Raw genomic sequence first — 25,274 nt, forward strand, 5'->3', positions numbered from 1 at the left:
GAAACCCGTCAGGGTTTATTTGATGTGCCTACTTTTATAACATCTATAACAGATAATAAAAAACTACGTGGAAAGACCGCATTTTGTATAAAAATATACGTTAAGTTGATGGATGTGGGGTACCGCCACATCGCTATCAAGCTAAGAAATGTAAATACCCCCAAAACGAGAAAATTTACATTTTATTGTATTGGGAAGTTTTTCGACAAAATAACATCAAAAACCTCTCGATATTTGATTGTCCCCAAAATAATCGGTTTTGGGATACTAATTTACAATGATTCAAAAGGTCTATGTGTTTATGAAGTACTGCAAAATGTTATCTCGAACTTTTTGACACATTGTTTTTCATAGAAATCACACCACAACAAAAGGTGTACCTTTTGAAGTATATTAACTTTAAATAATTATAAATTACATTCATATATATTGATTTTAAATAATTATATTGCTATCCAAATTTAAGAGCATCGAATTTGTGTCCTTATAAAGGAATAAGAAATAGACCTTTGTATCTTTACAAAGGTCTATTAATAAATTACAAGTTTTTATTTAGTCTTAAGGACTCAATTTTATAAAATTTAAAATTTCACTCATAGTCTTTGTATTAATGGATAAGTTAGTAGACGCTTCATTGCTTTTTGTATATCCCTTGCGTTTTGAAAGTAATCTAAGAAGCTTTCCATTTTAGCAACCATATTTTCTTTTTCTAAGAATTCTCTATCTGCCTTGCTGAATTTTGATATCTCTTTATTATAAGTAGCCTGTATAATTTTTCTTTTCGCGTCGGTGGATAAGGGATAGTATTCAATAAGATTATCGAATCTCGAAAAGATAGCACTTCCTAATCGATCTTTGATTTCTTTCTCGTTGTTAAAGTTAGAGGTGCAAATGATAATGGAATCTTCTAATTTAACATTGTAATACTTATCCGTAAATTCTCCCTCATCAAACATTTGATAAAAGGCACTATAAAATATTGGGGAAGCTTTATCAAACTCATCTAATAATAATACATTTGTTTGTCGATCAATTAAATCTTTAGAAAACGAGTTAGCTTTATCCCCAAAAATATACGAACCAAAACTTTCATTATGATACATTGAAAGTTGTTTTCTAAATAATTCCTTTTTTCCATAAAGTATCGAGTTAATTAATTTAGCAGTCTCTGTTTTCCCAACACCAGAGGGTCCATATAACATAATAACTACAGGTTTATGAGCCCCGTTATTAGTTAATGGATAAAGCGTTTGTAACAACTCATTTTTCACTTTCTCTTGCCCAAACACCGATTCATTAAACTGTTCTTTAATTTCCTTTAAAGAGGCAAGTGTTAATTTTGCATGATTGAATTCGATTTTCTCTACAGAAATCCCTAAATTAGGATTATTTAATTGCTCAACAATTTTTGTAGGCGGGTTATTCAAGTATACTTCTTCAAAAAGATAGCGGGATGCATAGGTTAGTATATGAATAACAAACCCCTCTATAAAATGATCCGCCACACTAGAATACTCATCTGTGAACACTGTAAGTGCTTGGTAATATTCTTGCTCTTGCTCTGTATCCTGTATTCTATGTAAAAGATCCATACTTCTCACTATAGGTGTAAGTGAGGTTGTATATTCATTTGGAATAATTTTTTTAAATTCTTCTGTTGGGCCATTAAATATTATGAATCGCATTCTTTCACCTCTAATATTCCAGCTAAGATAATGTCATAAATTTTTAATAACCCCGGATCCTCATTTTTTTGGCCGCTATATATTTCCTCGACGGATACAGTTTCTCGACTTTCGCCTTTATTCATAGAGAACTCATTTTGAAATAATAAATCTTCTTCTCTACATTCTCCCACTTCTATCCCATAATAAGTAAGGTTCATTCTTTGTAAATCTGTTAGATTATAGCTGTTTCTAAATGTATTAATATTAAAGCGGAAGATTACTTGTTGTTTTCCGTCGGTTGCTAACAATTCATAATAGCCTTTTGCATTCTTGAGAATTTCATCAAGTTCTAAAAAATTGTAATCAGCTAGACCTTTCGTGAATTCTGAATCCTCTTTTAACATTTTAATGAAAGGTGTATACATCTTTGCAAAAGTAAAGGATTCATTTAGTACACTTACTTTAAAGTTATGAAAAATGGTTATGTTTTTATCTTGTTCAGTACCAGATAGTTTTACAAAATCAGTTAAAATTGTATTAGTAATTGTTGTTTTTAATAAATGGTCTTTGGAATTAGATATTTCAGCGCTTCCCACCATAGAAAGCTTAGCTTTGAGCAATGAAAAAAAACTTGTACTTACTCCTAGATTCCCCTCTGCTTTTCCTTTGAAATTATAAGTAAAATTGCCTTTTCCCTCATCAGTAACAACAATATCTCCCCCATAAAATATTTGTAAGAAATCTGCGGCAGATGATTCATCAAAATATGCAACTTTAATAATCAAAAATCTTCCCCCTGTCTATTTTTATAGTGTCTACAGAAAAATTCACAAAATCTTCCTCTATAAAAAAGAAGTTAGTGAATATCATGTAGGATAGTTATTAAAATCTAAACTATTTTTTATTTTTGATAAGTACTAAACATCCCCTTAATATTATATATCAATTCTTAACGAAAGGGGTTTTAAATATTTGAAAATTATGTAAGTTAAAAAATGAAAAACCTGCCTCTAATCCTTATAAATTCCAATTATGTGTTTTGTGCAGAACATTTCAGATCAATATCTATATAATAATGAAATATAAAAAATAATAGTAGTTTATCATAGAAATGAATGGATATACGGATGCCTCTGAGTTGAGAGAATTAAAGAGATAAAACATAGTTTGCTCTGTAACTAACGTATTGTTAATTTATGTTATTCTAATTTAGATTATAATTATTTATCGTTTAATTTTACTAGAAATTTAACGTTTTTGGAGGCTTAAATATGTATATACATAGTATTGAAATAAATAACTATAGATCTATTGGAAGTAACCCAGCACTAAAGCTAGATACTAGTGATCTTACCGTCCTATACGGAATTAACGACACAGGTAAAAACAGCGTTTTGGAAGAGGGGACGGCTCTACCAGTATGGGATTTTCTACGTGAGTTTAATAAAAACATTTAGAAATAAGAATGCAAGTTATAGTTAATTATTTTTCTATTCATTATAGTTTGGAAAGAATATGATATTATTAAAAAGCGACTATAAAGAAAGATATCGAATAAGGAGAAATGATATAAGCTTTAATTTTTAGTTGTTCTTTGAACTATAGAACTCTCTTGAGCTATAGACTAATTAATTCAATCAATAAAATTAAAAATAAAACCAATTTAAACGTAAAATTGTTATATTTTTATTTATCTTGAGAAATGATTAGTATGTGAGGTTATATAAAATGGATCATTTAACACCACAAGCTGAAGGACGATTAGTAGATAGACTTATTGGCCTAAAACTTACTGAAAATCAATTTAATCAACTGGCTAGGGGTATAAATTGATTTCTGGAAAATGTATTTTCTAAACAGTTTACCAATGAACAAAGAGCGGATGTACTTGAAAGTCGAGCTAATCAAAAAGGTAACTATCATTTAATAGAGAGAGAATGTTTCTCCAATCCACTCAATTAATTAATTATTGCTACCAGTGTAGATACTTATTCGGCATTTAATTTTGGAAGGTTTTATCAAGAATTATTGAAAGCATTAGAAACAATTAAGCTAATTGAAAAGGAAGAAGAAGGATTTCTTAATGGTAATCTTGTTAAACATATTGAATTTAAAGTTAAACTAAGATATAAGGCCAAATTTTAAGCAAGTACTAGGAAGTTAGGTTTTAAGCACAAAAATGATAACTCTGTGCTGCAAAGAAAAGCACAAAATAAAAATATTTGAAATTAGATTAGGATGTGGAGGTTTAAATATGATTCAAAAGAATAACCGAGATATTTATTTTCCAAAAAATCTTAGCAATGAGGCAACGTTTAATCATTTCATTATCTCTTTAATTACCTATGATAGAGTATGTATTGATGATTATACTTTTATAACATCCATACTAAATATTACCCCGAAAAAGTATCATCAATTATTAATACAGTCGCCAGCTTTAGATTTAAGGGGGGTATTCTTCAAAGAGCCTTTGGATAATTTTTATGGTGAAATGAAACCGCACTTCATGCATAAATTTAATTATAGTAAACAAGAGTTCGAAATTATGGTTAATTCCTTAAAGGCAAGAATAACACAATTTAAGAGAGTTACTGACCCTAATTTGATGCAAAGCTTATTGCGAAATGGGGCTGAAGGACACTTTTTAGATATTCATGATGCTGTTAGGATTGCCAATTGCCAATATTATAGTGCAATAGATTTGGATTTTTTCAAAATGGGAGAAAGCGAAATGCTAAATCTAAATTTTGATAAAGGCCAGAGTACAAAAATATTTGAAATAAATAGACTACCTAATCTAAGTGATGTATATCAAACAGCCGATTTTAATCTCGAAAAATTTCTTGGATTAAGGGAGAAAAAAGGATTAGAATTATTAAGGGAATTAATTTTTCGTGAGAAAAATTTCGAAAATCCAGAAGAACTTGTTATGGAATATAATGACATGCTATCTAATCAGGGTGTTTACAAAAACAAATTGGAAAAACCTTTCTGGGCAATAAGCAACGCCTTGTCTGTTGGTGGAGTATTCTCTCCAGATCTTCGTTTGTCTATCATGATTACGCTTACTTCACTAATTACTGGTAACCATAAATTGATTATTAAAAATCCAGCAGACAAATTAAGTAATTTCATTAAGCATGAATTGAGACCTTTTATAGATTCAATTAATAAATAGCAGATACCATGTATTGTTATTTCCCATAAAGATCGAGATGTTTTTTCATCACATGGAGATGAAAAGGGATTGTAGCAAAATAGTGTATCAAAAATAATTTGTTACATTATTTGTCGCAACCCTTTTCGTTACACAAGAGACCTTGATATAGAAGGGGTTCTTTTCCTTAGCGTGGATTTTATGTTAGTACGTTGGCTGTACCTCGAAACAAAGAAATTCATAGCATACATCGCTAAAGAAGGAAGCACTTTGACAAGAAAAGGAAAGGTCACAGCAGCCATACATTATTTGTCAATAAGTGTTTCTAGAGAATGTTTGTAACATAAATGTTCGATTTTGTTACTGAAAAACACGTATATATTAAACAAAATTGCTACTTTTCACCTGGTTACAGAAACGCTGTTACTAAACCTATAAATAAAAATACTGGTAGCAGAGCTTTAATCTCTGTTACCAGCCAAAAAGGGAACATTGTATAAATTGCTTAAACGATATCTAATCTTTGTTTTATTTCTTCCCATTCTTGCGTTACTTCAGGATTAATTTTGCGGAAAATAGCAGAGTCTTGTTTTACCCCTGAATATGCTTTAGCAGATTCGTATTTTACAAAACAATCAAGTAACTTTGCTGACAATCTTTTTTCACTTCCATTGCTACTATCCTGTTGATGTAATAAGAATATATCGTATAAACACTTGTAAATGGCTTTGTTTTTCGAATGCAATACTTCAAGTCTTATATAAGCTGGAATTAATGTGCCGGCAAAAAGAGTTTGAGCCAGTATAGAAATTAATTCTATTTCAGTAGTTCTGAATAAAAGAGCTACTATAAAAACAACTACAAAAGCTAAAATTTTTACCCTCTCTTTTTTAACCATTTCATGCGTTACTCTTTCAGCAAACAATGTATTCTCAAATATATTTGCACCCAATTTTAACAAAGAAGGTTCTAACCCATTATTATAATATTTATGGGTTCTTTCGTTATCAAGAGGAACATCAAAAGAATTTGTGAGCAAATGTACTCTTCTTTTATCTTCTACATTAGGGATTTTAAAAATGGTTAAATAATTATCAGCTATAAAATACGCTAAAGTTGTAAGGGTGAAAATAAATAATAAGACATTCTTTACATCCAAAATATCATCTGCAAAAAATACCAAAATGGATAACAATGCATTTATCCAAAATAAATACGATATTAAATTGTTTAGTTGGTCGATGCTTTTATAGTGTCTATCCAGGGAATCAAATCGTTCACTCATAAATTACCTCACTTATATTTTGGGGAATAGTTCCTTTATTTTATTTTCTGCCGTATAAGGATATTCATTTGCTTCATGCCATTGGATATCTTTAATTTTATTTTTCACTCTTTCTAATTGATCTTTATAAGTTTGTGAATCATCGTAACTCGGAGTCAAGCTTTCAATCGATGTATACAAATACTCTTTTAAAGAAGATTTGGAATTATAATCGAATTTTTGAACCAATAAATTTTCTAGTTCATATGAAGATAAATAACCATTTAATTTGCTTCTATTTAAATACTTCATTAATCTTACTAATGGTTTAATCTTAGAGCTGTTATACACATTCACTCTTGTTAACTTTGCATTAAAACCTAAAGGGTCAGTAGGCATCCATCTAGATAAAAAGTTTGTTTTAGATGGAATAAAAAAGTTACCGTATTCATCTTGAATAGCAGGAACTAATTCGAATTTTATGTGGTTTAATTCTAAAACCATAGTAGGACTATCTCTATAGATTTCAGAGCGTTTATAATAGCAATACATGAAATCTTTAAGGTATTTAAGTAGAGTTTCAGGAGTATACCCTTTTGGGTTTTTAAACACGACCATATAATCTACATCAGAGTTAGAATCTACTCTTCGTGGTAATATTGTTCCTCGTGTACTAGAACCAAATTGAAAATGGTTATGTAATTCTCCATTATTAAAATATAAATCTAATCGCCTAGATAAAGCTGAAATTGATGTTGTAATATTTACATTTTCTACTGGTGAAAGAACAAGATTACTGGATAACATCGTAAGATAATTATTAACAGACATAATACGCCCCCTGATGACAATTTTTACTACTCCTATTATATAATATTTCCCTAGATTGTGTAATTTATGGATAAAGTGATTGTTAGTTTTTTTTAAATCTATTGTAGGTTATTTGAAATGAAAAACAAAAAGGACTTGTAGGAATCCCTATAAGTCCTTTTTTAGATAATGTAAAAAAGTTAAAACGAACTATCTCATAATTTGAATCGGAGCAAACATTCTAACCACGGGTTGATTTCATTATATACCAAATCTTAACATATTAACTTTTAATATTTGAAAATTATGTGAATTTAGAAAGGGAGAAAAAATAACCGTTTTAAAAACCTAAAAATTCCAATTAAACATTTTTAACAAAATACTTTAAATCAATGTACATTTCGTAATAAATTATAAAAAATTTAGATATAGGTAAATAGATAAGAATGTAGCATTATTCTAGAATAGAAAATGATTATATTTAAGATTAATATATACATCAAAAATATATATATAGTTATACGCAATTATCAGTCGTAAGGATATTATCCCCCATCTTTTTTTCTTTTTATAATGTGTTAAATATAAATTAATGTGTAATTTCTATTTAACAAAGAAAAAAGTACCTACTTTCATAGGTACTTTATTTTATTTGATTAATTGTGTATCTTGTCGCGATTGTCTCTAAAAGCGATATACCAACTATTATCTGCCTTATTTACGGATGTGGTGGATTAAGTTCCGCCTCAAAGACTATAAATGTTTTTTGAAACAATGATTTAAATAGATATAGTACTTTCTAAATTAACAAAATTTGCATCTATTTTTGTTTGCAACCATTTTTCTGCAATTTCATTAAAATCTTCAACAGATCCTGTTACATAAAAATTATCTTTTTTACTAGTGCCTAAGGATAATAAATTGTTATGTTCAAGAATAGCACTTAATTCTCTTGCTGTTTCTTCAGAAGAACTTATAACTGAAACATTATCTTCAAGTATTTCTTGTATATATTCGGTAAGGTGAGGATAATGTGTACACCCTAAAACTAAAGTATCAATGTTTGTATTTAGTATTGGTTGTAATGCATTTTTAACTTCTGTTTTTAGTAGACTCTTATTATTTAGCTCTTTCTCTACTAATGGTGCTAATGTAGGACATGCTAAACTTAAAACTTTTATATTAGGGTTTAACTCGCACATTTTATGTTTATAAGCATTAGAATTGATAGTCACATTAGTTCCTATGATTCCTATATTATTATTTTTGGTATTTTTTATTGCTGCCCTAGCTCCAGCATTTATTACTCCTATTATTGGTATATCGATTTCATGCTGAATATGAGGTAAAACCACCGATGTTGCAGTATTACATGCTATTACTATAGCTTTTAATGGAAATTGTTTTAAAAAATTAATCATTTCTAATGTGAATTTATATACTTCATCAGTTGTTCTAGATCCATAAGGGCATCGTTTAGTGTCGCCAAAATAATAAATAGATTCTTTTGGTAACTGTCGCATTATTTCCTTTGCTACAGTTAATCCTCCAACTCCAGAATCTAATACACCTATTGCTTTTTCATGTCTAACAGAATTCACTAATCCCATCTTCTTTCGTTAAAATTTAAGCATTTCAAACATAATTATTATAAGGAAATATATAGATAAATATCAAGGATGGGACTTAAATATCTCTTATTATTTAATCCAAATTGTTTTTTCTTGAAAATTTGTTCGCATTCCTTTGCCAATTTTTTTCTTGGGATAACCCACGTATATTAGTCCTAATAAGAAATCGTCTTTTTCTAAAGGGGGTACCGTCACATGCCCATCAACTTAAGAACGGAAACAAAATGAACTTTCGTTCAAATAAACTGTAACACTCTTAAAACACTTTTTATTCTTAAAAATGAGCATGCCAAATAAACCTAGGTAGGTATCATTTTTAAAGATTATGCAGATTTCTTTTGTCTTCTAAATCCACTATACTCATAGACAACACCCATAATATCAAAGACTGTTTTCTTCTCATATCGATGAGATTTCCGCCCATTTTTCTGTAGTAGGTGGAATAGGCGGATTAGAATCTTTGTTATTTCTTGAGTGTCTTTCTGTATAGCTTGATACAAAAGATATACATAATCTTGGATCATCCCCATCGCTTTATATTCGCTTAATTCTCTTTTCTTTTTTTGCAAAAGAAGTTGGCGCATTTTAAACATAGTAGAAGAGCACAGGAAAATAGCGATTAACTTTCCATATAATTGGCACTCTAATCGTTCCTGTTTTACATTACGATAATGGTCTATTTTGAAGAGTGATTTCCACGTTTTAAAGACAATTTCTATTTGCCAACGCAAAGTATATAACTCATGTACTTGTTCCATCGGAACCCATTCCCAAGGTATATTTGTCACGTACACGTTTAACCCAGCTACCATTTTACTTTTCTCTGAGTATGTTCTATTCTTTGCTTTTTCTTTTTCTGCGATCTTCGCTCGTCGTTTTTTAAGTTGTTTTTCTGTTAATCGATTAAAAATAACACGTGCAAACAGTTGTTGTTTATCACCAATATAAGCATTTTTTAATTCAAATGTTTCCCCGGGCTGTAGTTGTTCCAAAATCTGTTTCACATCGATTTGTATGTATTCCGATTGTTTCTTAATTACACCATTTTTAAAGTGTTCTGGGTTTGGATTTTTCACATATACATTCGTATTTAATTTTAAACGAGAAATATAGTATGTACCTCGTTGATCCATTTGATCTAAGTCTTCCAATGAAAAATAACCCAAATCACGAATACATAAATCTCCTGGTCGTAAGGTATCTAAGCACTCCGTCCCAAATGTTTTGTCATTATTTTTTCCTGGTCCAACTTGAAAGTTAAGAAATTCCCCACTGTGCAGATCATATTCTAATTGAATTTTGATTCCGGCTGTTTGGGCACATCCTCCAGAGCCTGGATATACATTCTCTAAAGCATTTGGCACTTGAAATACGGTAGCATCTAGGATACGAATTCGCTGGAAATAAGAGAAGAGATGGTTAGAAATTTGCGTTTGTTCACATACTTTTTGTTGTAACAGTAAAGAAAAAATATGTTGTAAAAACAAAACTGCTTTTGTATTTAAGCGTTTATTTAAACCCTCAGGACTGAGTAAAGTACCTGTCGTAGCATGAAGCCTACTAAATAATCGGACTAAGGGGTCACTTGCAATCCGTTGACTCATCCAAATACAAATAGTAGCTAAGTCTGAGCCAGAAAACTTGCGTTTTCGCTTTACAAACCCAAGATTTCTTGCAAGTTCTTCTAAAAATACAGGTGTAACATATCGTTGTAATTCTTCCGCAAATGGTTGTAGTTCATCTTGAATCGAGAGATTCATAAGAAAACGTCATCCTTTCTAATCTAGCATTTTTTAGAAAGAATAACGTTTTTTTCGTTTTATAGATACAATTTCACTTTATCTTGATGACAATGGGCGGTATCCCTTGATTAAAATTTATTATAAACATACAATGTAATTAAAAGTATATTGGAGAAAGATATGGAAAATAGACCGTGGTATTTACAAGATAAATTTTTGTATACAATATGTTTAATACTACCATTAATAGGATATATAATTGTTTTATCTAACAAAAAAGAATTCACACATGAAGAATGGCTACCATTTCTTTTAGTAGCAACAATTATGACTGCTTTTTGGCTATTAAAATTCCTTCCAACTAATATGTTTTTTATAGGAATAATTATAACCATAATAATAATATATATATTTATCAAAAATTAAATCTGTACCGTCAATATTTTTGTGTAAATAAGTGGTCTCTTGGCTTGTCTAAGGGATTTTTTGTTTTTGGGTGTAACTTGTTTTCTTAAGTTGATGGGCATGGGGTTAATTCACTATGTTAAAGAAAATGATGTTTATGTTAATGGCTCTAACTCTAGTTTTTGTCCCAACTCTCGCTTCAGCTGCAACTATTGAAGATGGAAAACAAAAGGCTACACCTGAGGAGTTAGAAGCTCAAGTTAAAGAACTAGAATATATTTTTTCAGTAATTATGGTAAAAAATGAGGAAACAGGTAAGTACGTTCTTAATAAAGAAGAATTAGCGAAATCTTCATATAATAATGAAGAAAAAGCAGCTATTATTGCTGGTGTTTATGTAATGAATGATGAAGAAATGCCATCTAATGTTTCTTCAAGTAATGTTTGGGAAAGATGTTGGCAGGATGCATTAGGTATTGGTACGTCATATTTTAATCAAATAAAATCGTATCTCAAGAAGGAAGATTACTGGGGAGCATTGGGAGTGCTTTCATTGCTTGGCTTGTCCGTAAACCCAGTGGTACTATTTGGATTTGCAGTAACTTGCGGACCAGCTCCGGCATCTATTACAACTAATCCTCATGAATAATTAGCCTGGTATCCTATAAGTAAATTTACTAAAATAAGAATCTCTTTTGTGAATCTATTAATGCAAAAGAGATTCTTTTATCTTTTTAACCAAGTATAGTTGTTAAATATGAAAATATTAAGTATATTTTGTTGAAAAAAAGTGGATTTGAAGTAAGTTAAACTTACATATGATATGCTTATTCTATACTAATTAATTTACAGTTGAGGAGTTGATCCGTTATTACTATTATAGAAAATATATATAATGCTTCTATATTATTAATGTTTTTATCTACTTTTAGTTTTTATCTGTATTTACGAAAAATAAAAAGAGAAAGAAAGCTCACTGGTTTCGAACTTACAATGTTTATAATAACACAAGTTGGCTACATTCTTTGGGGAATCTATATTATTTATATAAACTTTGGATGATATTTTTGTTTTATGAACAAAAAGGCTATTAAAAAGGGGTTTGATATAAATATCCAACCTTTTTTCACTATGTTTAATTATTTCACTGCCTCTTTTAATTCTTTTCCTGCTTTAAAAGCAGGTGCCTTTGAAGCTGCGATTTGCATTTCTTCACCTGTTTGTGGGTTACGTCCTGTACGTGCAGTTCTTTCACGTACTTCAAATGTACCAAAACCAAGAATCTGTACTTTTTCTCCATTTGCTAACGCATTTGTTATTGTATCTAATACAGCTTGTGTTGCTGCATCTGCAACAATTAGTTAAGTAGATTCATTCTTCTTAGTACATGATATTAAAGAAAAGACATCTATATAGATGTCTTTTCTTTGTAACCAGAATTTTTTATAAAAGAATGATACTTAATTTAAAATAAATTTTAGTGATTGACACAATAATCTCTAGAGTGCTACGGTTTTAATGGTAAAGTAATAAGAGGTTTAATGTTTAGATACTACATATATGATGAGAAAAGGTGTCGGAATACTTTTAGAGAAAGGAAATCTCTCTTCTTATAGTCTTTAAAATTCAATATATAGATAATCTGATTAAGTAAACCGTACATATGGAGAGGAAGAACGTAAGATGTTTAAAAAAGTTACATCGGTTGTAGCTTCTATTATAGGAGCTAGTCTGCTACTAACAGCTTGTAGTAGTGGAGAAAAAGAGACAAAAAATAAAGCAAAGGCAACTGACAAGAATGAAACAAAAAAATCCATTCATTTACCGTATATTGCAGAGATTCCAACTATGGATGTGACTAAGGCAACTGACGGTGAATCCATGAACGTAATGAAAAACGTGTTTGAAGGTTTGTATGCGTTGGGGGAAGGAAATAAGCCAATACCAGCAGTAGCGGACTCTTATGAAGTGAGTGAAGATAAAAAAACATACATATTCCATCTAAGGGATTCAAAATGGTCAAATGGAACACCTGTAACAGCTGAAGACTTCGTATTCTCTTGGAAACGTGCTGTGAATCCTGATACAGCGGCAGAATATGCGTTTTTATTCTTTGATATAAAGAATGCAAAGAAAATTAATAGTAAAGAGCTACCTGTAGATCAGCTAGGAGTAAAAGCAATAGATGATAAAACATTAGAGGTGCAATTAGAGCAGCCCGTCCCTTATTTCATAGATTTGACAACGTTCGCAACGTTTTTACCGATTAATGAGAAGTATTTTGAATCAAAAGGGAAGCAGTATGGTTTAGAAGCAAATCAATTGGTTTATAACGGAGCATTCACATTGGATAATTGGAAGCATGAACAAGGTTTTCAGTTGAAAAAGAACCCGAATTATTGGGATGCTAAAACAGTGAAATTAGACGAAGTCAACTTTGATATCGTGAAAGATAAATCAACGGAAATAAATTTATATGAAGCAGGTCAACTTGACCGTGTAGGATTAACAGGTGATTTTGTAGATAAATATAGAAATAATCCTGACTTCAAAGAACGTTCTGAAGTCACTGTTCAGTTTTTACGTATGAATCAAAAAAATGAAGTGCTAAAAAATAAAAATGCTCGTTTGGCGATCAGTCAGGCAATGAATAAGAAATCCTTTGTAGATACAGTGTTAAACAATGGTTCTCTTCCTGCGGATGGTTTTATACCAGCTGATTTCGCTAAAGGTTCGGACGGAAAAGACTTCCGAAAAGAAAATGGAATTTTAGTAAAAGATGATGTGAATGCAGCGAAGGAAAACTGGAAGAAAGCAAAGCAAGAAATAGGGAAAGAGCAGGCAACACTAGAATTACTAACAAGTGATAATGTGTTAGCCAAGAAGAATGCGGAGTATTTAAAGGGTGAACTAGAAAAGAATTTAGAGGGGTTAACAATCAATGTTAAGCCGCAGCCACGCAAACAGCAAATTCAGTTGCTGTTGAATAGTGATTACGATTTAGGTGTTGATGTATGGGGTCCCGATATTCCTGATCCTATCACATTTTTAGATTTATTCACGACAGATAGTAGCTATAACTTTGATAAGTATTCAAATAAGGCATATGATGAACTGATTCATCAAGTGAAAACAGATTTAGCTGGTGATGAAAATGCTCGTTGGGAGGCAATGAAACGAGCAGAGAAAATATTATTAGAGGATGGAGCAGTCGCACCTTTTTATCAACCAGGCAGATCATACTTACAGCGTTCTTCAGTAAAAGGCATTGTGACAAATGATTTTGGTGGGGAATTTAACTATAAATGGGCTGAAGTTAAGAAATAAATTTGGAATATAATGAAGTCAAAAAATAGAGAGTGGAAGTAGGATTAAAAAATGAAGCTTAAACTTATCAGTATGGCAATCCCTATAACATTACTATTGGGAGGATGTACGTCAACAAAAGAAACAACGGAAATAAAGGCATCAGAAGAAAAGATAGCCAAGGAGACGAGTGAAGAGTCAGGGGAAACTAAGTACTTGGAGAAAGTTAAGGTATTAACTGGTGATATGCACAAAGCATTGGGGAAGGTAGGGAAAGTCCTTGAAAAAGATCCTACATTATATGAAGTGCAAGAAGAATTTGATGAAGCAATTATGGGGTTAAGAAAAGTAGCCAAGGCTTTTAAGGAGTTAGATCCTGATTCTGAATATACGTTACCCCAAAAGAAGTTTGTAAGAGCGATGGATGAATTTGAGTTAGCTACAACGAAACTAATTTTGGGTATGGACGATACTACAGGTTATACATTTAAAGATGGAATAAATCAGTACAAACAGGCAACAGACTTGTATATAAAAGCTGGTTATCAAATTTTAGATGTAAGAGACGGCAAGGAATTAGGTACAACGCAAAAAGAGAAAGAAAAAGAATAATAATAGAAAAAAAGATAAAAAGAGTATGGTAGGGAAAAAGGAGTCGATATATTCGACTCCTTTTAGTTTGCCGTTTAATACACTTATGCACAATTGCATATACAGGTATCGCGTTATCCCGACTACAAATAACAAACTTTTTGATATGATTATGATAAAATACCATATGCTAACATTAGGTTTAACTAATATAATGAAAGGTATTGAGGAATTCTTTTATAGATTAGAAGGGAAAATAATATGAATGAAAAGCTTAAGAGAGAAGATAAAATTTTAGAACAAACATTAAACAAATTCTTGGTTAGAATTATTGATGAGATTGATTTCCAAAGAAAAAACCAAGAAGATATTGCTAAAATAATGGGTATTTCTCCTGGAACTCTTTCTAAGAATTTAACTGGAAAAAATCAATTTGGATTTTGGAATTTAATTAAATTACTTAATATATTATATGCGGGTGATATTAATAAACAAAGAATGATGTTACACATCTTCTGTTCTGTAACAACAAGCAAGATAAACTTGAGGATTGCCATGGAATACGCCAATGCAAAAGGTGATTTATCACTTCTTAAGCTATTAGTAGAACAAGAGAGAAAGTCCTCACTCGCAATGAATAGAGAATGGGCTTATGTATATGAATTAGTATTGCTTAGAAGTAATGGAACAATTAAAAAGCAGGAATTGTTATCTAAGCTTGAGGATCATAAAGGGAGTAAGATAATTAAGACAAACGAGATGAAGGTCTTATGTGGTATATTAACTTACTACACTATGTATGATTTAGAAAACTATAATTCTCTGTTCGAATATGCTGAAATGTTACTTCCAGATGTAGATGCAATTACTGATAGTTTTATTAAGTCATCTTATTTAGGTAGGATTAAAGAAGGATTAGCGTATGCCTATTTAGTACAAGATAATCTTGAAATGACTAGGAGTTTATGTCAGGAGATTTTAGCAATAGATGACCCTAAAGATTGTTTCCATCTTTTAAGGGCTTCAGCACTTGCGTATATAGCAGAGTCATATACCTTTGATAGCTATGATAGTGCATCTTGGTATATGAAGAAGGCACTAAAGCAGTTAGGATCATGTAATTTTGAAAGGGAAAAACATAGAAAGCAATCAATTCTTAACACATATGCTTTTATTAAGTTAGTTAATAAGCAAGAATTAGAGAATATAGTTATATATCATTCTGCGGAAAAAGCTTTTTTAGAGATTATTAAGGGGAATTTCAAAAATGCAGTTGAGATCCTGAGTGATTTAGAAAAGAAAAATAGTATGCTAACACCAATGCAATATTGTTATTTAGGAATAGCAAAGAATGATATTACATTAATTGAAAAGTCGATTGTGTTACTAGAGTGTGCTGGTAATAGGTTCTATTGTAGATTCCCTAAAAAAATATTGGTAGAATTTAATAGAAATGGTATAATGTACGAAGGTGGTGCTATATGAAGAAAATATTATTTGTATTAACAAGTATCGTTTTGGCGGCAGGAATTGTTTACACCGCTGCTGGTAGTAAAGAGCAACCAAACAATTTAGTGAAAAAAGATTCAGAACAATTATTAGCTAGAATGGGTGACCCTGGAAGTGGAATGGGTTAACCCTTAAATAATTCGAATGCGATTGTCTCAATAGAGGCAATCGCATTTGTTGTTTTTAGGGATATTTCCTAAATATCGATTTTGAAATTCGAGAAATGTTTGTGAAAGATTCACAAACTAATAACTATATCTAAATCAGTATTTTAAACTATAAAATCAAGATTCTTTCTATTATATATACTTACTAAAATAATGAATTTCCTATATCTATTGTGGCCAAGTTTTGACGTCTTGTACGTTCCCTTAAATAGCGTTCCGTCGTCATAATAGATTCGTGTCCTAAATAGTCACGTATTTTCTTAAGTTCGACACCTTTTCCCATCAAATGATTCGCAAAGAAGTGTCTGCAGGTATGGGGAGTAATTCTATCCTTTCGGTAACGTAAAAATGGTAAGTTTGTTTCTTCAATCTTTTCTGCTACATATTTTGATAAGTAGTCGGCCCTATAGTAAGAGCCATCGGCTTTAGGTAGAAAAGCAGATGTACTAGAGGCGTCCAATTCACTTGTTTGTTTACGCAATTGACGAAGGCGACAGATATCGTCGAGTACATCTTCAAAAATACGAACTTCCCTGGCTTTATTTCCTTTCCCAACTACACGCAAGAGATAAGCATTTAATGAGGAATGGAATACAAAATCTGCCCATTTTGCGTTTGCAACTTCTTCAATCCGGAGTCCAGTAGTCGTAAGAAGGAAAAACAAGGAATACATAAAGAAATTTGTTTTCTTCAGTGTATCTAGTATTTCATTTACTTCTTCAGGAAAGAGGTCACGGTTGACCAGTTCTTCTTTTTTTACAGATACTTTTTTAAGACGACTACTATAGTCATCTGAGAGACCATTGTTGTCATAAACGTATTTTAGAAACTGCTGGACTACCGTTTTCTTTCGACGTAATGTAGTGGCAGCATACTTCTTACTTAGTTGATAGAAGTAGATTTCCATCTCATTATGGGATAAATCGTGAATGGTTCCGATTGTTTCTTTTATGTAGCGAAGAAAATGAGACAGATCATGCAGATAAATCTTTTTTGTTCGTTCACTTCTTTTTTTCGTTAAAGAAGGTTCATCGTGTAGAAATAAATAAACCAATGATTCTTCACTTAATTTAGAATAGTCAATATTTCGGATGCCCATACCCATAATTTTTTCAAAATGACTGCTATCAAAAAAATCTGATTTTGATTGTACCAGTTGGTTACTATGTCCGTAATTTATAATATTCAAATTTACACACAACCTTTCATAGAATGAAATAGTAAACATATATTTTTTATATAAATTTTATAATTCTAATTATACCACAATAAACAGGTTATTTATTGTGGTATAAATAAAAATGTATAAATTAATTATTTTATAAATAGATGAAATATTTCTCTTTAAAATGTATAATCAAAATATCACACCTTTTTATTTTATTTAGGTTTTTCTTTTTATTTATAAAATATAGGAGGATTACTTGTGAAAGAGGAACGCCGAACCATTATCAATGAAATTTCCTATCTAGAAGTGAAACATTGTATTGAATGTCCTTTATATACTTCAAAAGAAGTTGCACCTGAAAAAAACCAAAAGAAAAAAACAAGAAATAATAAATTATGTGAGGGCTGTCCGGTGTATAAAGAAATAAGAGAGAGAGGAGAACGATTGAATAAATTATCAAAACAAGGTACATTTAATATAATAAAACAAAAATATATGGACAATCCAAGTATGTATTTGCAGTACAAAGAATATCCGATTGAGGTTATAATAGCGGAATTAGGAATAACAAAGTACGAACTGAGAAAACGGATGAAACAAATGATGCTGCAGACTAAAATGGAATAATTCATGATATATGAGGTGGAACCTTGAATTACATTTCTTTTGAAGAGCTTTGCACAACGGCAAAGTTAAGTAAGGGACAATTGAGTTATTTAATTAAACATAAGCAAATTGAGCCAGCTAATTTAAAAAGTTGGAAAGCAGATGGCGGATATAGATTCCACGAGGAAGACGCAAGGAGAATACTTGAAATTTATAAAGATCTATATACTTTAAAAGAGGCGGCTACATATTTACAGAAATCAAAAACATATGTATCAAACATGGCAAAAGAAGGGGCCTTACCATTTAAAGAAGTATCGAAAGGTAAACGAAGAGAAAAGCTCTATCATATAGAGGATTTAAAAGAATTTAAAAGAAGTATGGATAATGTGAATAAGGAAAGCCAAAGAATGTATGATCATATCCCATTGCATACTAAAAATCTTCTATTGTTTGACTCTGTTACATTAGATGGACAACCTGTAAGAGTAATAGATGTAACTAAACGGAGTGGGATTAATCTGCAGAATGAATATATGACAATTCCGGAAGATGTTTCATCAAATCATTTTTCTCAAAAATGTATTCAGGCTACGAGAATTACCAAACCTGGGGATGTTACTTTCTTATTCCCATTATATACAGCCTATGACGTCATGTTGTATATAATATCTCATTTAGGTGCTTCGAATGTTCTTGTTTCTAAAAAAAATGAAGGGTACTTGATGAAGTGCAAACTAGGAAATATTCCTTATGATGCTCATATATTTAGAGTGCTAAATACTTGTTTAATAAGTGGCTACTTGCAGCAAGAGAAAGATAGAATATATTTTACAAACAATAAAGAACATGTCAGTTTATACTTGGATCGTAGCATAATTGAAAATGCTAAGCAAAAAGCTGCAGAAAAAGGATATAAAGGATATAAAAAAGTCTTAGAAGAAATTCTAGCTGACGAATTAAGCAACTAGCATATATTTTATAGGAATTTTTAAAAGAAATCGGCCAAAAATAGTCGATTTCTTTTAAATCAACCTAGAAGCGCTAAACAGGGAAGAAAAGACAAATGAATATAATAGCATTAAGTGAATGAATAAAATGAGATACAGACGAATCTGAGAGGTTGTTTTTCGCGTAGTTTATAAAAATTCTAATGTTACTTATAAAAATATAACTATTTTCATAAGTAAATAGTTATTTGTAACTTCATACTTTTAATCTGAATGTATACCAAACTATAAGTATACATATTTAAATTATAGTAAACTAAATGTCTGTTATATTACTATACTATGACATGAGAAAGACTTAGAAAATGGAAGAACTAACTATTTAAGAGAGTCGAAGTGTGCTAAAATAGAAGTATAACTGTATATGTGTGAAGGTGGGCTTGTTATTATCCCTTCTTTCCATTTGGAAGGAAAGGGGGTGATATAACATGGAATTTTTGTTCGAACTTTTAAAAGAAATTGCGAGAGCAGTTGTGCGTGAGGTTTCAGCATACGCACTGAGAAAGCAATTCGAAAAAAAAGACAACAAAAAACCCACGCTTCACCGTAGCAAGTACAAGCGTGGATCTAGAAAAAGATAATGCATAATAACAGCCACCTTGACAGTAGCAGTTATGAGACGGGATGTACCAGCATCTCGTCTTTTTTTAGTCTATGCAATTCAGTTAAGTACTATACTTAATATATATTGGATATGCATTCAATATATATCTAATCTACAGTTAACATATCACGTTTTTATTTTTTCGTCAATAACCAAGCAATCATGATTCCATTCGAAGTGTATGTAGAGTAAATTACAAAGCCCCAATCCTATTAAACTAGAATTGGGGCTTTGCTTGCATCTGTAAATAGCCTAAAGGAAACTTGTCTCTTTACATTAGTATACTATAAATAGAAAGAAAATTCAATTTGTGAGATTTAATTACATTTAGTTATTGGGTTTTAAAAAATGAACTGTCAGAGAGTGGGGATGTTAAGATGATTAGTCCCCTTGAAAAAAAAGAAGAAAATCCCATGTTAAAGGAATTTTCTTTTCAAATGAATTAAAACAAATAACAGACTAACCTATTGTACATTAAATCTTAATATAAAAATATACAATTTAATAGAATTATATTTTTAAAAGGAAACACGCTTATCCTCGCGCATCTGTATTGACTAAAAAATACAAACTAGAAGGTTATTTTAATAGCGATATTCAAGGGATGAACTAGTATTAACATTAAATATGTTATAATTTTCTTAATATATAAGTAAAGAAGGGATGGAATGAGCACACAGATTAAGGTAACGCCGGAACAATTAGAACAAGTAGCTAAAACCGTAAGAAATACGAAATTATCCTTAGAATATATACATAAGGATTTGTATAATCAAACTGAATATATAGCCTCTCAGTGGACCGGAGCAACGAGTAATCGGTTCTACCATATGTTTAATGATACAAAGCCAATTATGTTTAATGTTCTTCAAGAATTAGATAAAATCGCAGTAGAATTAGAACGTGCAGCTGCTAAGTTCCGAGAAGCGGATGAGCTGTATGGTGGTAATTTGGTTAATGAGAATATCGAGGAAGGTGCAATGTGCGGGAAAATCCCACACCAATCTGAAGCTGAAGAAGAATGGGAAAGAAATAAGAAGAATTTAATTGAAGCATGGACTGGCATTTCTACCGGCTTTGTAGATGGTACCGTAGATGCGTGGGAAGGACTTATATCTTTAGGTGATAAAGAAACTTGGTTGAATATGCGAGATGCGATTGTAAACTATGAGGAAACTCTTCCAGCTGCATGGAATGCTTTATCAGATTCATTTATTAATAATTTTTGGAATGGAGATCTGGAAAGTAGAGAGCATTATGTAGCTTATGGTGTAGCCACATTAGGACTGGGGCTTCTGGGTGATAAAGGTCTTAGTAAAGCAGGACAAGTAGGGAAAGTAGCAAGCCTTGCAGGTTTTACTAAAGGTAAATCGCTTATAACAAATTCTCCTGCATACAGAAACGCATTGCATATATTAAAGAACTATGAATTCAAACCTGGAAAACCTTTCTCATATGCTGGAGTTGGAAGTATCCAACAATATCTACAGAAAGCAGCCCCATATACTTATGAAGGTCCCAATGGCCCTAAAACAATAAGATTAAGAATGGGTGAATTAGCGGGAGACAGACATCCAGTTACAGGTATTCCGTATGATGCTGATGGATTTCCTATTTTTGAATCCAAGGGTGAGGTAATCCTAAAAGAGGCAGATTTTAAAAATCTAGGCCAACGCATGATAGAATATGTAGTAAAGAATTATATGAACAAATAATAAAAGACCCTAAATTGGCTTCAAAATTCACAGAAGAAGAAATAGAATTACTCAAACTCGGTGAGGTACCTGACAGATTCACTTGGCATCATCATCAGGAAACAGGACGAATGCAACTCGTTGAGTATGAGGTACATAGACAAACAGGTCACACTGGTGGATATAAAATTTGGGGAAAAGACAGCGATAAATAAGGAGGAGTATATGTGAATAATGTTACTTGGATTGGGGTAAAGAAAAAAGAAATTACAGATAAAAATATTCAGGAAGTAGAAAAATATTTTAATATTAAATTTCCTATGGATTTTATAAAATGTGTAAAAGAATATGATGGTGGTTATCCAAGACCTAAAATATTTGATGTACCTGGACAGGATGAAAATGTATTTAGTAAGCTTTTGACTTTTGATTTAGAAAGTAGAAATTCAATTATTAAAGTTTACGAAGATATAAAAGACCGATTACCAAGTAATATACATCCTTTTGGTAAAGACTCATTTGGAAATCATTTGTGTTTTGACTATCGTAGCAACCCTGAATCACCTATAATTGTATTCTGGGATCACGAGGAAGAGGGAATCGAGGAATCAATTTACCCTGTGTGTTCAACATTTCAACAGTTACTTGATAGTCTTCGTGATTTCGAAGACGAAGATTGAAGAAAATAAAAAACGGTCTATAAAATTCTAGACCGTTTTTTCTATGATTTACTAATTTTCCAACCTTCGTCCGTTTTCTCAAGTTCAATTACGATTACCTTTTTAGGATTACCTTTATATACAGCATCAACCGTTACTGTAGCAATTTCATTTTTCTCTTCAACTTTTCTAATCTTATAGCTTTTAAGGTCTTCACTAATTGATTTCATTAGTTCTGCATTTCCACCCACAAAAGCAACTATTTTTTTCGCTTCTGGAGTGAATAACTCTCCAAAATCTTTTACATTCCCGTCTTTTGCATCTTCAAAATATGCTGTAGCAACTTCTTCGGGATCACGATTATTTCCACATGCTGCAAGTGCTGTAACTGATAAAGCCATTACCACCATTAACATGATTATTCGCGTTAATTTGTTCTTCATTCAAACCACTCCTTATATATAACGTAATTTTAACTCTTAAAAAGGGCTAAATTACTTGTATAAGTATATAATAATTAAAACCGTAAAACTATATATTTTTATATATTATTTTTATGATATTAAAGGTATTAAAAGTGAAGGGAAGTAGAGGAAATCTACTTTTTACTTAACGTCCTTATTCTGTTCTATTATTATATAAAAGAGGTATTTTTATTTCTCAACTAATATCTGAATGTTTTAATAATACATTTTTATACTTCTATTGCATAAATCATTAATCTAATCCTTAAATTTATTGAATTTAAACAAAGATAGAAAGATGAAACATTAATAAAAATACAAAATATGAAAAATATGTAGAATACTGTCTAATTCATTATATTTATTTCTTCGTATATCCAGATTAATATATTAGGTGAGAAGAATAAAATCTTACAAAAGATTATAGGAGGAGAAATTTATGAAGAAACTTATTATTGGGGCATTAACGTTAGGTGTCATGCTAGGATCGGGTGGTAGTTTTGCTTCTGCAGATGAACTTGATAGTGTTTCTCAAAAGGGAAATACAATACAATCTATATCAGCTTCCACCACAAAATCAATAACTGCGAGCCAATTTAGCAAAGTCTATGCAGAGATGAAAAAATATGACGGAAAACCATATAAATATGGTGGAAATAGCCCTAAAACTGGATTTGATTGTTCGGGATTAATGCAATGGGGATATGGAACACAAGGGATTAAATTACCACGCACATCACAAGATCAATATAATCAAACAACACGCGTCGAAAGAAAGGCTCTTCAACCAGGAGATTTAGTTTTCTTTAAAGGAACGGTTCCGGGCAAATCAGGTATTACTCATGTTGGTATGTATATTGGTAATAACAAGTTTTATAATGCTAGTAATTCCGGAGTTGGTGAAGCTAGCTTAAATAGTACGTATTGGAGTAAATATATTGCAGGATATGGTCGAATTAAATAAAAAATGGATTATAAGGTTCCAGAAAAAGAACTGAAGTCAAAATTGACTTCAGTTCTTTTAGATTAATTAATGTCCTTGGACAACAAAAGTACTAATCACTCGGCCATTGTAAGTTACCTCATATTTATTTCCCTCTGTGATTGGCATAGGGAAAACAACTGGAGAAGATAACCCCTTTGTAGTAACATTTGTCGTACCAATATCTTTATTAAATTCATATTGTTTAATAGTATATGTTACTCCTTTATCTCCTACCATAGAAAAAGAACCTGTCATATAAGCTGGTACATCAGTTCCATTTTCATAATCTCTACCAGCAACCTTAACCTTTTGAATCTTCGCATCATTAATCGCAGCTTCTGCTTTTGTTAAACTTAATTCTGGAAAAGACAAAGTTGTTATACCTAAAGTTCCCAAAAGAATAGTACTAGATAAAATAATTTTTTTGAACATTTTAAATCCTCCTAATATTATTATTTTACTTACGTTTAAACATTAACATATTCTGTTAAAATATTACATATTCGGGATTTGATAAATTAATATCTCAACATTCATATAATCACAAATAATTATTCTCTCATTACATAATAGATGGAAAAAGGCAACCAAAAATATCAATCCTTTTTGAAGGTATTCAATTTAAGTTCAAAAAGGGTATAGAAGAAACTTATACCAAGTGGAAAAATAGAGAAATTTGGGTGTTAAGAAACTATAAAGGTTGTAAGCATTACCATGTCGTAACGATATTCTTGTGGAAAATTCAATTGTGGGTACTTATAGGGGGATCATCGCTATCAAGCTAAGTTTATGCAAAGTCAATTTTAGGAGAGATTGTTTCTTTTTTCTAAAGGGCAAGTGTAGGTGATTGAAAGATTTGCATACGAAATAAACCCTAACGGGTTTCATTTTTTGAATTAAGCGGCTTGATTATCAGACATGGTACAATTGTAAACGACACCTAATATATCAAAGACCGTTTTTTTCTCATATCGATGAGATTTCCGCCCGTTTTGCTGTAGGAGATTGAACAGGCGAAGTAACACCTTTGATAGCTCTTGGGTGTTTTTTTGTATAGTTTGGAATAGAAGAAGAAAATAGTTTTTAATCATATATATGGCTTTATACTCACTAAGCTCTCGTTTTTTCTTCATGAGGAGCAATTGTCGCATTTGAAACATGATAGAAGAACAGAGTAGAATGGCAATCAATTGACCATATAAATGGCACTCCAATCGTTCTGGTTTTATCTTTTTACAATGATGAATTTGAAAGAATGACTTCCACGTTTTAAATAAAATTTGTCGGGTAAAGAACTGGCGCGGTATCAGTTATGACCCGTTTCCAGCCCCTCCCCATAAGAACTGCTCGTGAAGTTTTCCCTCAAGCAGCTCACCCCATAAACTTCATCAAAAGGGTTATGAGACCTATCAGATGGCAGACACTTTTATCAATATCTTCCCGAGCTTTCGAGAGGACGAACTTTCCAGTCCCAGTAGAGTCCTAGTACACCATAGAGATATTCATTACTCCATCTCTGCCATCCAATGCTACGCTTTTGTCGCCGTTTCCTTCTCGTCAATAACGTACGGACTTTCATCTCTGTATAGTCTCGTACTTTACTAAAAGCTCGACTAGAATTCCCAACCCGGAAGTAATTCACCCATCCAATCAGTACAGTATTGATTTGTTTTACTAAATCTTGTGCAGGCTTGGCGCCTGCGTTTCTGATTAATTCTCGGATTTTTGCTTTCACTTTCGTACAGGCTTTCTTCTTCGGGGTAATAAGAACAAAGTATCTACTCTTATTTCGATTAAGTACTCGCCTCAAATCAAATCCTAGGAATCCGAAG

General features: G+C 31.3%; 23 protein-coding genes and 2 pseudogenes. 13 read left to right on the forward strand and 12 right to left on the reverse strand.

Annotation, left to right across the window (positions count from 1 at the left end; translation table 11 throughout):
• A partial coding sequence (locus MR155_RS28125; RefSeq protein ID WP_242311707.1) for a hypothetical protein occupies positions 1–354 on the forward strand: 354 nt, incomplete at its 5' end.
• A gap of 239 nt (positions 355–593) precedes the next feature.
• Here the strand turns inward: MR155_RS28125 and MR155_RS28130 are convergent.
• Complete coding sequence (locus MR155_RS28130; RefSeq protein WP_242311709.1) at positions 594–1,685, reverse strand: AAA family ATPase; 1,092 nt, start codon at positions 1,683–1,685, stop codon at positions 594–596.
• Positions 1,673–2,452, reverse strand: a complete 780-nt coding sequence (locus tag MR155_RS28135; protein ID WP_242311710.1) for a DUF6414 family protein — start codon at positions 2,450–2,452, stop codon at positions 1,673–1,675. Before MR155_RS28135 ends, MR155_RS28130 begins: the two co-directional genes overlap by 13 nt.
• Before the next feature lie 1,469 nt (positions 2,453–3,921).
• Here MR155_RS28135 and MR155_RS28140 point away from each other — a divergent pair.
• Positions 3,922–4,848, forward strand: a complete 927-nt coding sequence (locus tag MR155_RS28140) for a hypothetical protein (RefSeq protein ID WP_242311711.1) — start codon at positions 3,922–3,924, stop codon at positions 4,846–4,848.
• A 484-nt stretch (positions 4,849–5,332) separates the two neighbouring features.
• Here the strand turns inward: MR155_RS28140 and MR155_RS28145 are convergent, their stop codons facing one another.
• The 4 genes from MR155_RS28145 to MR155_RS28160 all read right to left on the reverse strand — a co-directional run bounded on the left by MR155_RS28145 (position 5,333) and on the right by MR155_RS28160 (position 10,292).
• On the reverse strand, positions 5,333–6,112 hold the full coding sequence (locus tag MR155_RS28145) for a hypothetical protein (RefSeq protein WP_242311712.1): 780 nt from the start codon (positions 6,110–6,112) through the stop codon (positions 5,333–5,335).
• A 12-nt stretch (positions 6,113–6,124) separates the two neighbouring features.
• Positions 6,125–6,922, reverse strand: a complete 798-nt coding sequence (locus MR155_RS28150; RefSeq protein WP_242311713.1) for an SMODS domain-containing nucleotidyltransferase — start codon at positions 6,920–6,922, stop codon at positions 6,125–6,127.
• 758 nt (positions 6,923–7,680) lie between these two features.
• Positions 7,681–8,511: a glutamate racemase gene (gene racE, locus MR155_RS28155; protein WP_242311714.1), complete on the reverse strand. Its 831-nt coding sequence runs from the start codon at positions 8,509–8,511 to the stop codon at positions 7,681–7,683.
• Positions 8,512–8,855: 344 nt separating this feature from the next.
• A complete protein-coding gene (locus MR155_RS28160; protein ID WP_242311715.1) occupies positions 8,856–10,292 on the reverse strand; it encodes an IS4 family transposase in 1,437 nt (478 codons plus the stop codon).
• Positions 10,293–10,815: 523 nt separating this feature from the next.
• Between MR155_RS28160 and MR155_RS28165 the strand changes: the two genes are divergently transcribed.
• A complete protein-coding gene (locus MR155_RS28165; RefSeq protein WP_016095037.1) occupies positions 10,816–11,328 on the forward strand; it encodes a hypothetical protein in 513 nt (170 codons plus the stop codon).
• Between the two features lie 490 nt (positions 11,329–11,818).
• On the opposite strand, the gene MR155_RS28170 is transcribed toward MR155_RS28165, so the two are convergent.
• Positions 11,819–12,037: an HU family DNA-binding protein gene (locus tag MR155_RS28170; protein ID WP_080116896.1), complete on the reverse strand. Its 219-nt coding sequence runs from the start codon at positions 12,035–12,037 to the stop codon at positions 11,819–11,821.
• Positions 12,038–12,362: 325 nt separating this feature from the next.
• Between MR155_RS28170 and MR155_RS28175 the strand changes: the two genes are divergently transcribed.
• The 4 genes from MR155_RS28175 (at position 12,363) to MR155_RS28190 (ending at position 16,213) form a co-directional block, all read left to right on the forward strand.
• On the forward strand, positions 12,363–14,006 hold the full coding sequence (locus tag MR155_RS28175) for a peptide ABC transporter substrate-binding protein (RefSeq protein WP_016095039.1): 1,644 nt from the start codon (positions 12,363–12,365) through the stop codon (positions 14,004–14,006).
• A gap of 51 nt (positions 14,007–14,057) precedes the next feature.
• Positions 14,058–14,597, forward strand: coding sequence for a DUF7018 domain-containing (lipo)protein (locus MR155_RS28180; RefSeq protein ID WP_242311717.1), 540 nt, complete (start codon positions 14,058–14,060; stop codon positions 14,595–14,597).
• Between the two features lie 240 nt (positions 14,598–14,837).
• Entirely contained in the window at positions 14,838–16,061 is a 1,224-nt protein-coding gene (locus MR155_RS28185) for an AimR family lysis-lysogeny pheromone receptor (RefSeq protein ID WP_242311719.1), read from the forward strand.
• Complete coding sequence (locus tag MR155_RS28190; protein WP_000721838.1) at positions 16,058–16,213, forward strand: hypothetical protein; 156 nt, start codon at positions 16,058–16,060, stop codon at positions 16,211–16,213. Before MR155_RS28185 ends, MR155_RS28190 begins: the two co-directional genes overlap by 4 nt.
• Before the next feature lie 184 nt (positions 16,214–16,397).
• Here the strand turns inward: MR155_RS28190 and MR155_RS28195 are convergent, their stop codons facing one another.
• Complete coding sequence (locus tag MR155_RS28195; RefSeq protein ID WP_242311735.1) at positions 16,398–17,441, reverse strand: tyrosine-type recombinase/integrase; 1,044 nt, start codon at positions 17,439–17,441, stop codon at positions 16,398–16,400.
• A gap of 237 nt (positions 17,442–17,678) precedes the next feature.
• Between MR155_RS28195 and MR155_RS28200 the strand changes: the two genes are divergently transcribed.
• The 5 genes and pseudogenes from MR155_RS28200 to MR155_RS28220 all read left to right on the forward strand — a co-directional run bounded on the left by MR155_RS28200 (position 17,679) and on the right by MR155_RS28220 (position 22,014).
• Complete coding sequence (locus MR155_RS28200) at positions 17,679–18,047, forward strand: transposase (RefSeq protein ID WP_242311721.1); 369 nt, start codon at positions 17,679–17,681, stop codon at positions 18,045–18,047.
• A gap of 23 nt (positions 18,048–18,070) precedes the next feature.
• Positions 18,071–18,997 carry a helix-turn-helix domain-containing protein gene (locus MR155_RS28205; protein ID WP_242311723.1) on the forward strand — a complete coding sequence of 309 codons (927 nt, stop codon included), beginning with the start codon at positions 18,071–18,073 and terminating at the stop codon, positions 18,995–18,997.
• A 467-nt stretch (positions 18,998–19,464) separates the two neighbouring features.
• Entirely contained in the window at positions 19,465–19,617 is a 153-nt protein-coding gene (locus tag MR155_RS28210) for a hypothetical protein (RefSeq protein WP_242311725.1), read from the forward strand.
• 691 nt (positions 19,618–20,308) lie between these two features.
• Positions 20,309–21,549 (forward strand): annotated as a pseudogene (locus tag MR155_RS28215) (WXG100 family type VII secretion target).
• A 12-nt stretch (positions 21,550–21,561) separates the two neighbouring features.
• Complete coding sequence (locus tag MR155_RS28220; RefSeq protein WP_242311727.1) at positions 21,562–22,014, forward strand: SMI1/KNR4 family protein; 453 nt, start codon at positions 21,562–21,564, stop codon at positions 22,012–22,014.
• Positions 22,015–22,055: 41 nt separating this feature from the next.
• Here the strand turns inward: MR155_RS28220 and MR155_RS28225 are convergent, their stop codons facing one another.
• A complete protein-coding gene (locus MR155_RS28225) occupies positions 22,056–22,436 on the reverse strand; it encodes a DUF4878 domain-containing protein (RefSeq protein WP_242311729.1) in 381 nt (126 codons plus the stop codon).
• Between the two features lie 460 nt (positions 22,437–22,896).
• On the opposite strand from MR155_RS28225, the gene MR155_RS28230 reads away from it, so the two are divergent.
• A complete protein-coding gene (locus tag MR155_RS28230) occupies positions 22,897–23,421 on the forward strand; it encodes a C40 family peptidase (RefSeq protein WP_242311731.1) in 525 nt (174 codons plus the stop codon).
• A gap of 66 nt (positions 23,422–23,487) precedes the next feature.
• On the opposite strand, the gene MR155_RS28235 is transcribed toward MR155_RS28230, so the two are convergent.
• The 3 genes and pseudogenes from MR155_RS28235 to MR155_RS28245 all read right to left on the reverse strand — a co-directional run.
• Positions 23,488–23,874 (reverse strand): hypothetical protein, encoded by a 387-nt coding sequence (locus MR155_RS28235; RefSeq protein ID WP_242311733.1) that lies wholly within the window; start codon positions 23,872–23,874, stop codon positions 23,488–23,490.
• 464 nt (positions 23,875–24,338) lie between these two features.
• A pseudogene (locus MR155_RS28240) lies at positions 24,339–24,725 on the reverse strand (IS4 family transposase); the annotation flags it as partial.
• A gap of 146 nt (positions 24,726–24,871) precedes the next feature.
• On the reverse strand, positions 24,872–25,274 hold a 403-nt coding region (locus MR155_RS28245; protein ID WP_277958779.1), incomplete at its 5' end, for a group II intron maturase-specific domain-containing protein.

The sequence above is a fragment of the Bacillus cereus group sp. BfR-BA-01331 genome (assembly GCF_022663915.1).
In the GTDB taxonomy this organism is placed as follows: domain Bacteria; phylum Bacillota; class Bacilli; order Bacillales; family Bacillaceae_G; genus Bacillus_A; species Bacillus_A mycoides.

Coding starts and splice junctions, on each gene's coding strand:
- racE (WP_242311714.1), bottom strand. CDS start 8,511: ATGGGATTAGTGAATTCTGTTAGACATGAAAAAGCAATAGGTGTATTA.
- MR155_RS28130 (WP_242311709.1), bottom strand. CDS start 1,685: ATGCGATTCATAATATTTAATGGCCCAACAGAAGAATTTAAAAAAATT.
- MR155_RS28190 (WP_000721838.1), top strand. CDS start 16,058: ATGAAGAAAATATTATTTGTATTAACAAGTATCGTTTTGGCGGCAGGA.
- MR155_RS28230 (WP_242311731.1), top strand. CDS start 22,897: ATGAAGAAACTTATTATTGGGGCATTAACGTTAGGTGTCATGCTAGGA.
- MR155_RS28210 (WP_242311725.1), top strand. CDS start 19,465: ATGGAATTTTTGTTCGAACTTTTAAAAGAAATTGCGAGAGCAGTTGTG.
- MR155_RS28140 (WP_242311711.1), top strand. CDS start 3,922: ATGATTCAAAAGAATAACCGAGATATTTATTTTCCAAAAAATCTTAGC.
- MR155_RS28145 (WP_242311712.1), bottom strand. CDS start 6,112: ATGAGTGAACGATTTGATTCCCTGGATAGACACTATAAAAGCATCGAC.
- MR155_RS28185 (WP_242311719.1), top strand. CDS start 14,838: ATGAATGAAAAGCTTAAGAGAGAAGATAAAATTTTAGAACAAACATTA.
- MR155_RS28225 (WP_242311729.1), bottom strand. CDS start 22,436: ATGAAGAACAAATTAACGCGAATAATCATGTTAATGGTGGTAATGGCT.
- MR155_RS28165 (WP_016095037.1), top strand. CDS start 10,816: ATGTTAAAGAAAATGATGTTTATGTTAATGGCTCTAACTCTAGTTTTT.
- MR155_RS28160 (WP_242311715.1), bottom strand. CDS start 10,292: ATGAATCTCTCGATTCAAGATGAACTACAACCATTTGCGGAAGAATTA.
- MR155_RS28235 (WP_242311733.1), bottom strand. CDS start 23,874: ATGTTCAAAAAAATTATTTTATCTAGTACTATTCTTTTGGGAACTTTA.
- MR155_RS28180 (WP_242311717.1), top strand. CDS start 14,058: ATGAAGCTTAAACTTATCAGTATGGCAATCCCTATAACATTACTATTG.
- MR155_RS28175 (WP_016095039.1), top strand. CDS start 12,363: ATGTTTAAAAAAGTTACATCGGTTGTAGCTTCTATTATAGGAGCTAGT.
- MR155_RS28150 (WP_242311713.1), bottom strand. CDS start 6,922: ATGTCTGTTAATAATTATCTTACGATGTTATCCAGTAATCTTGTTCTT.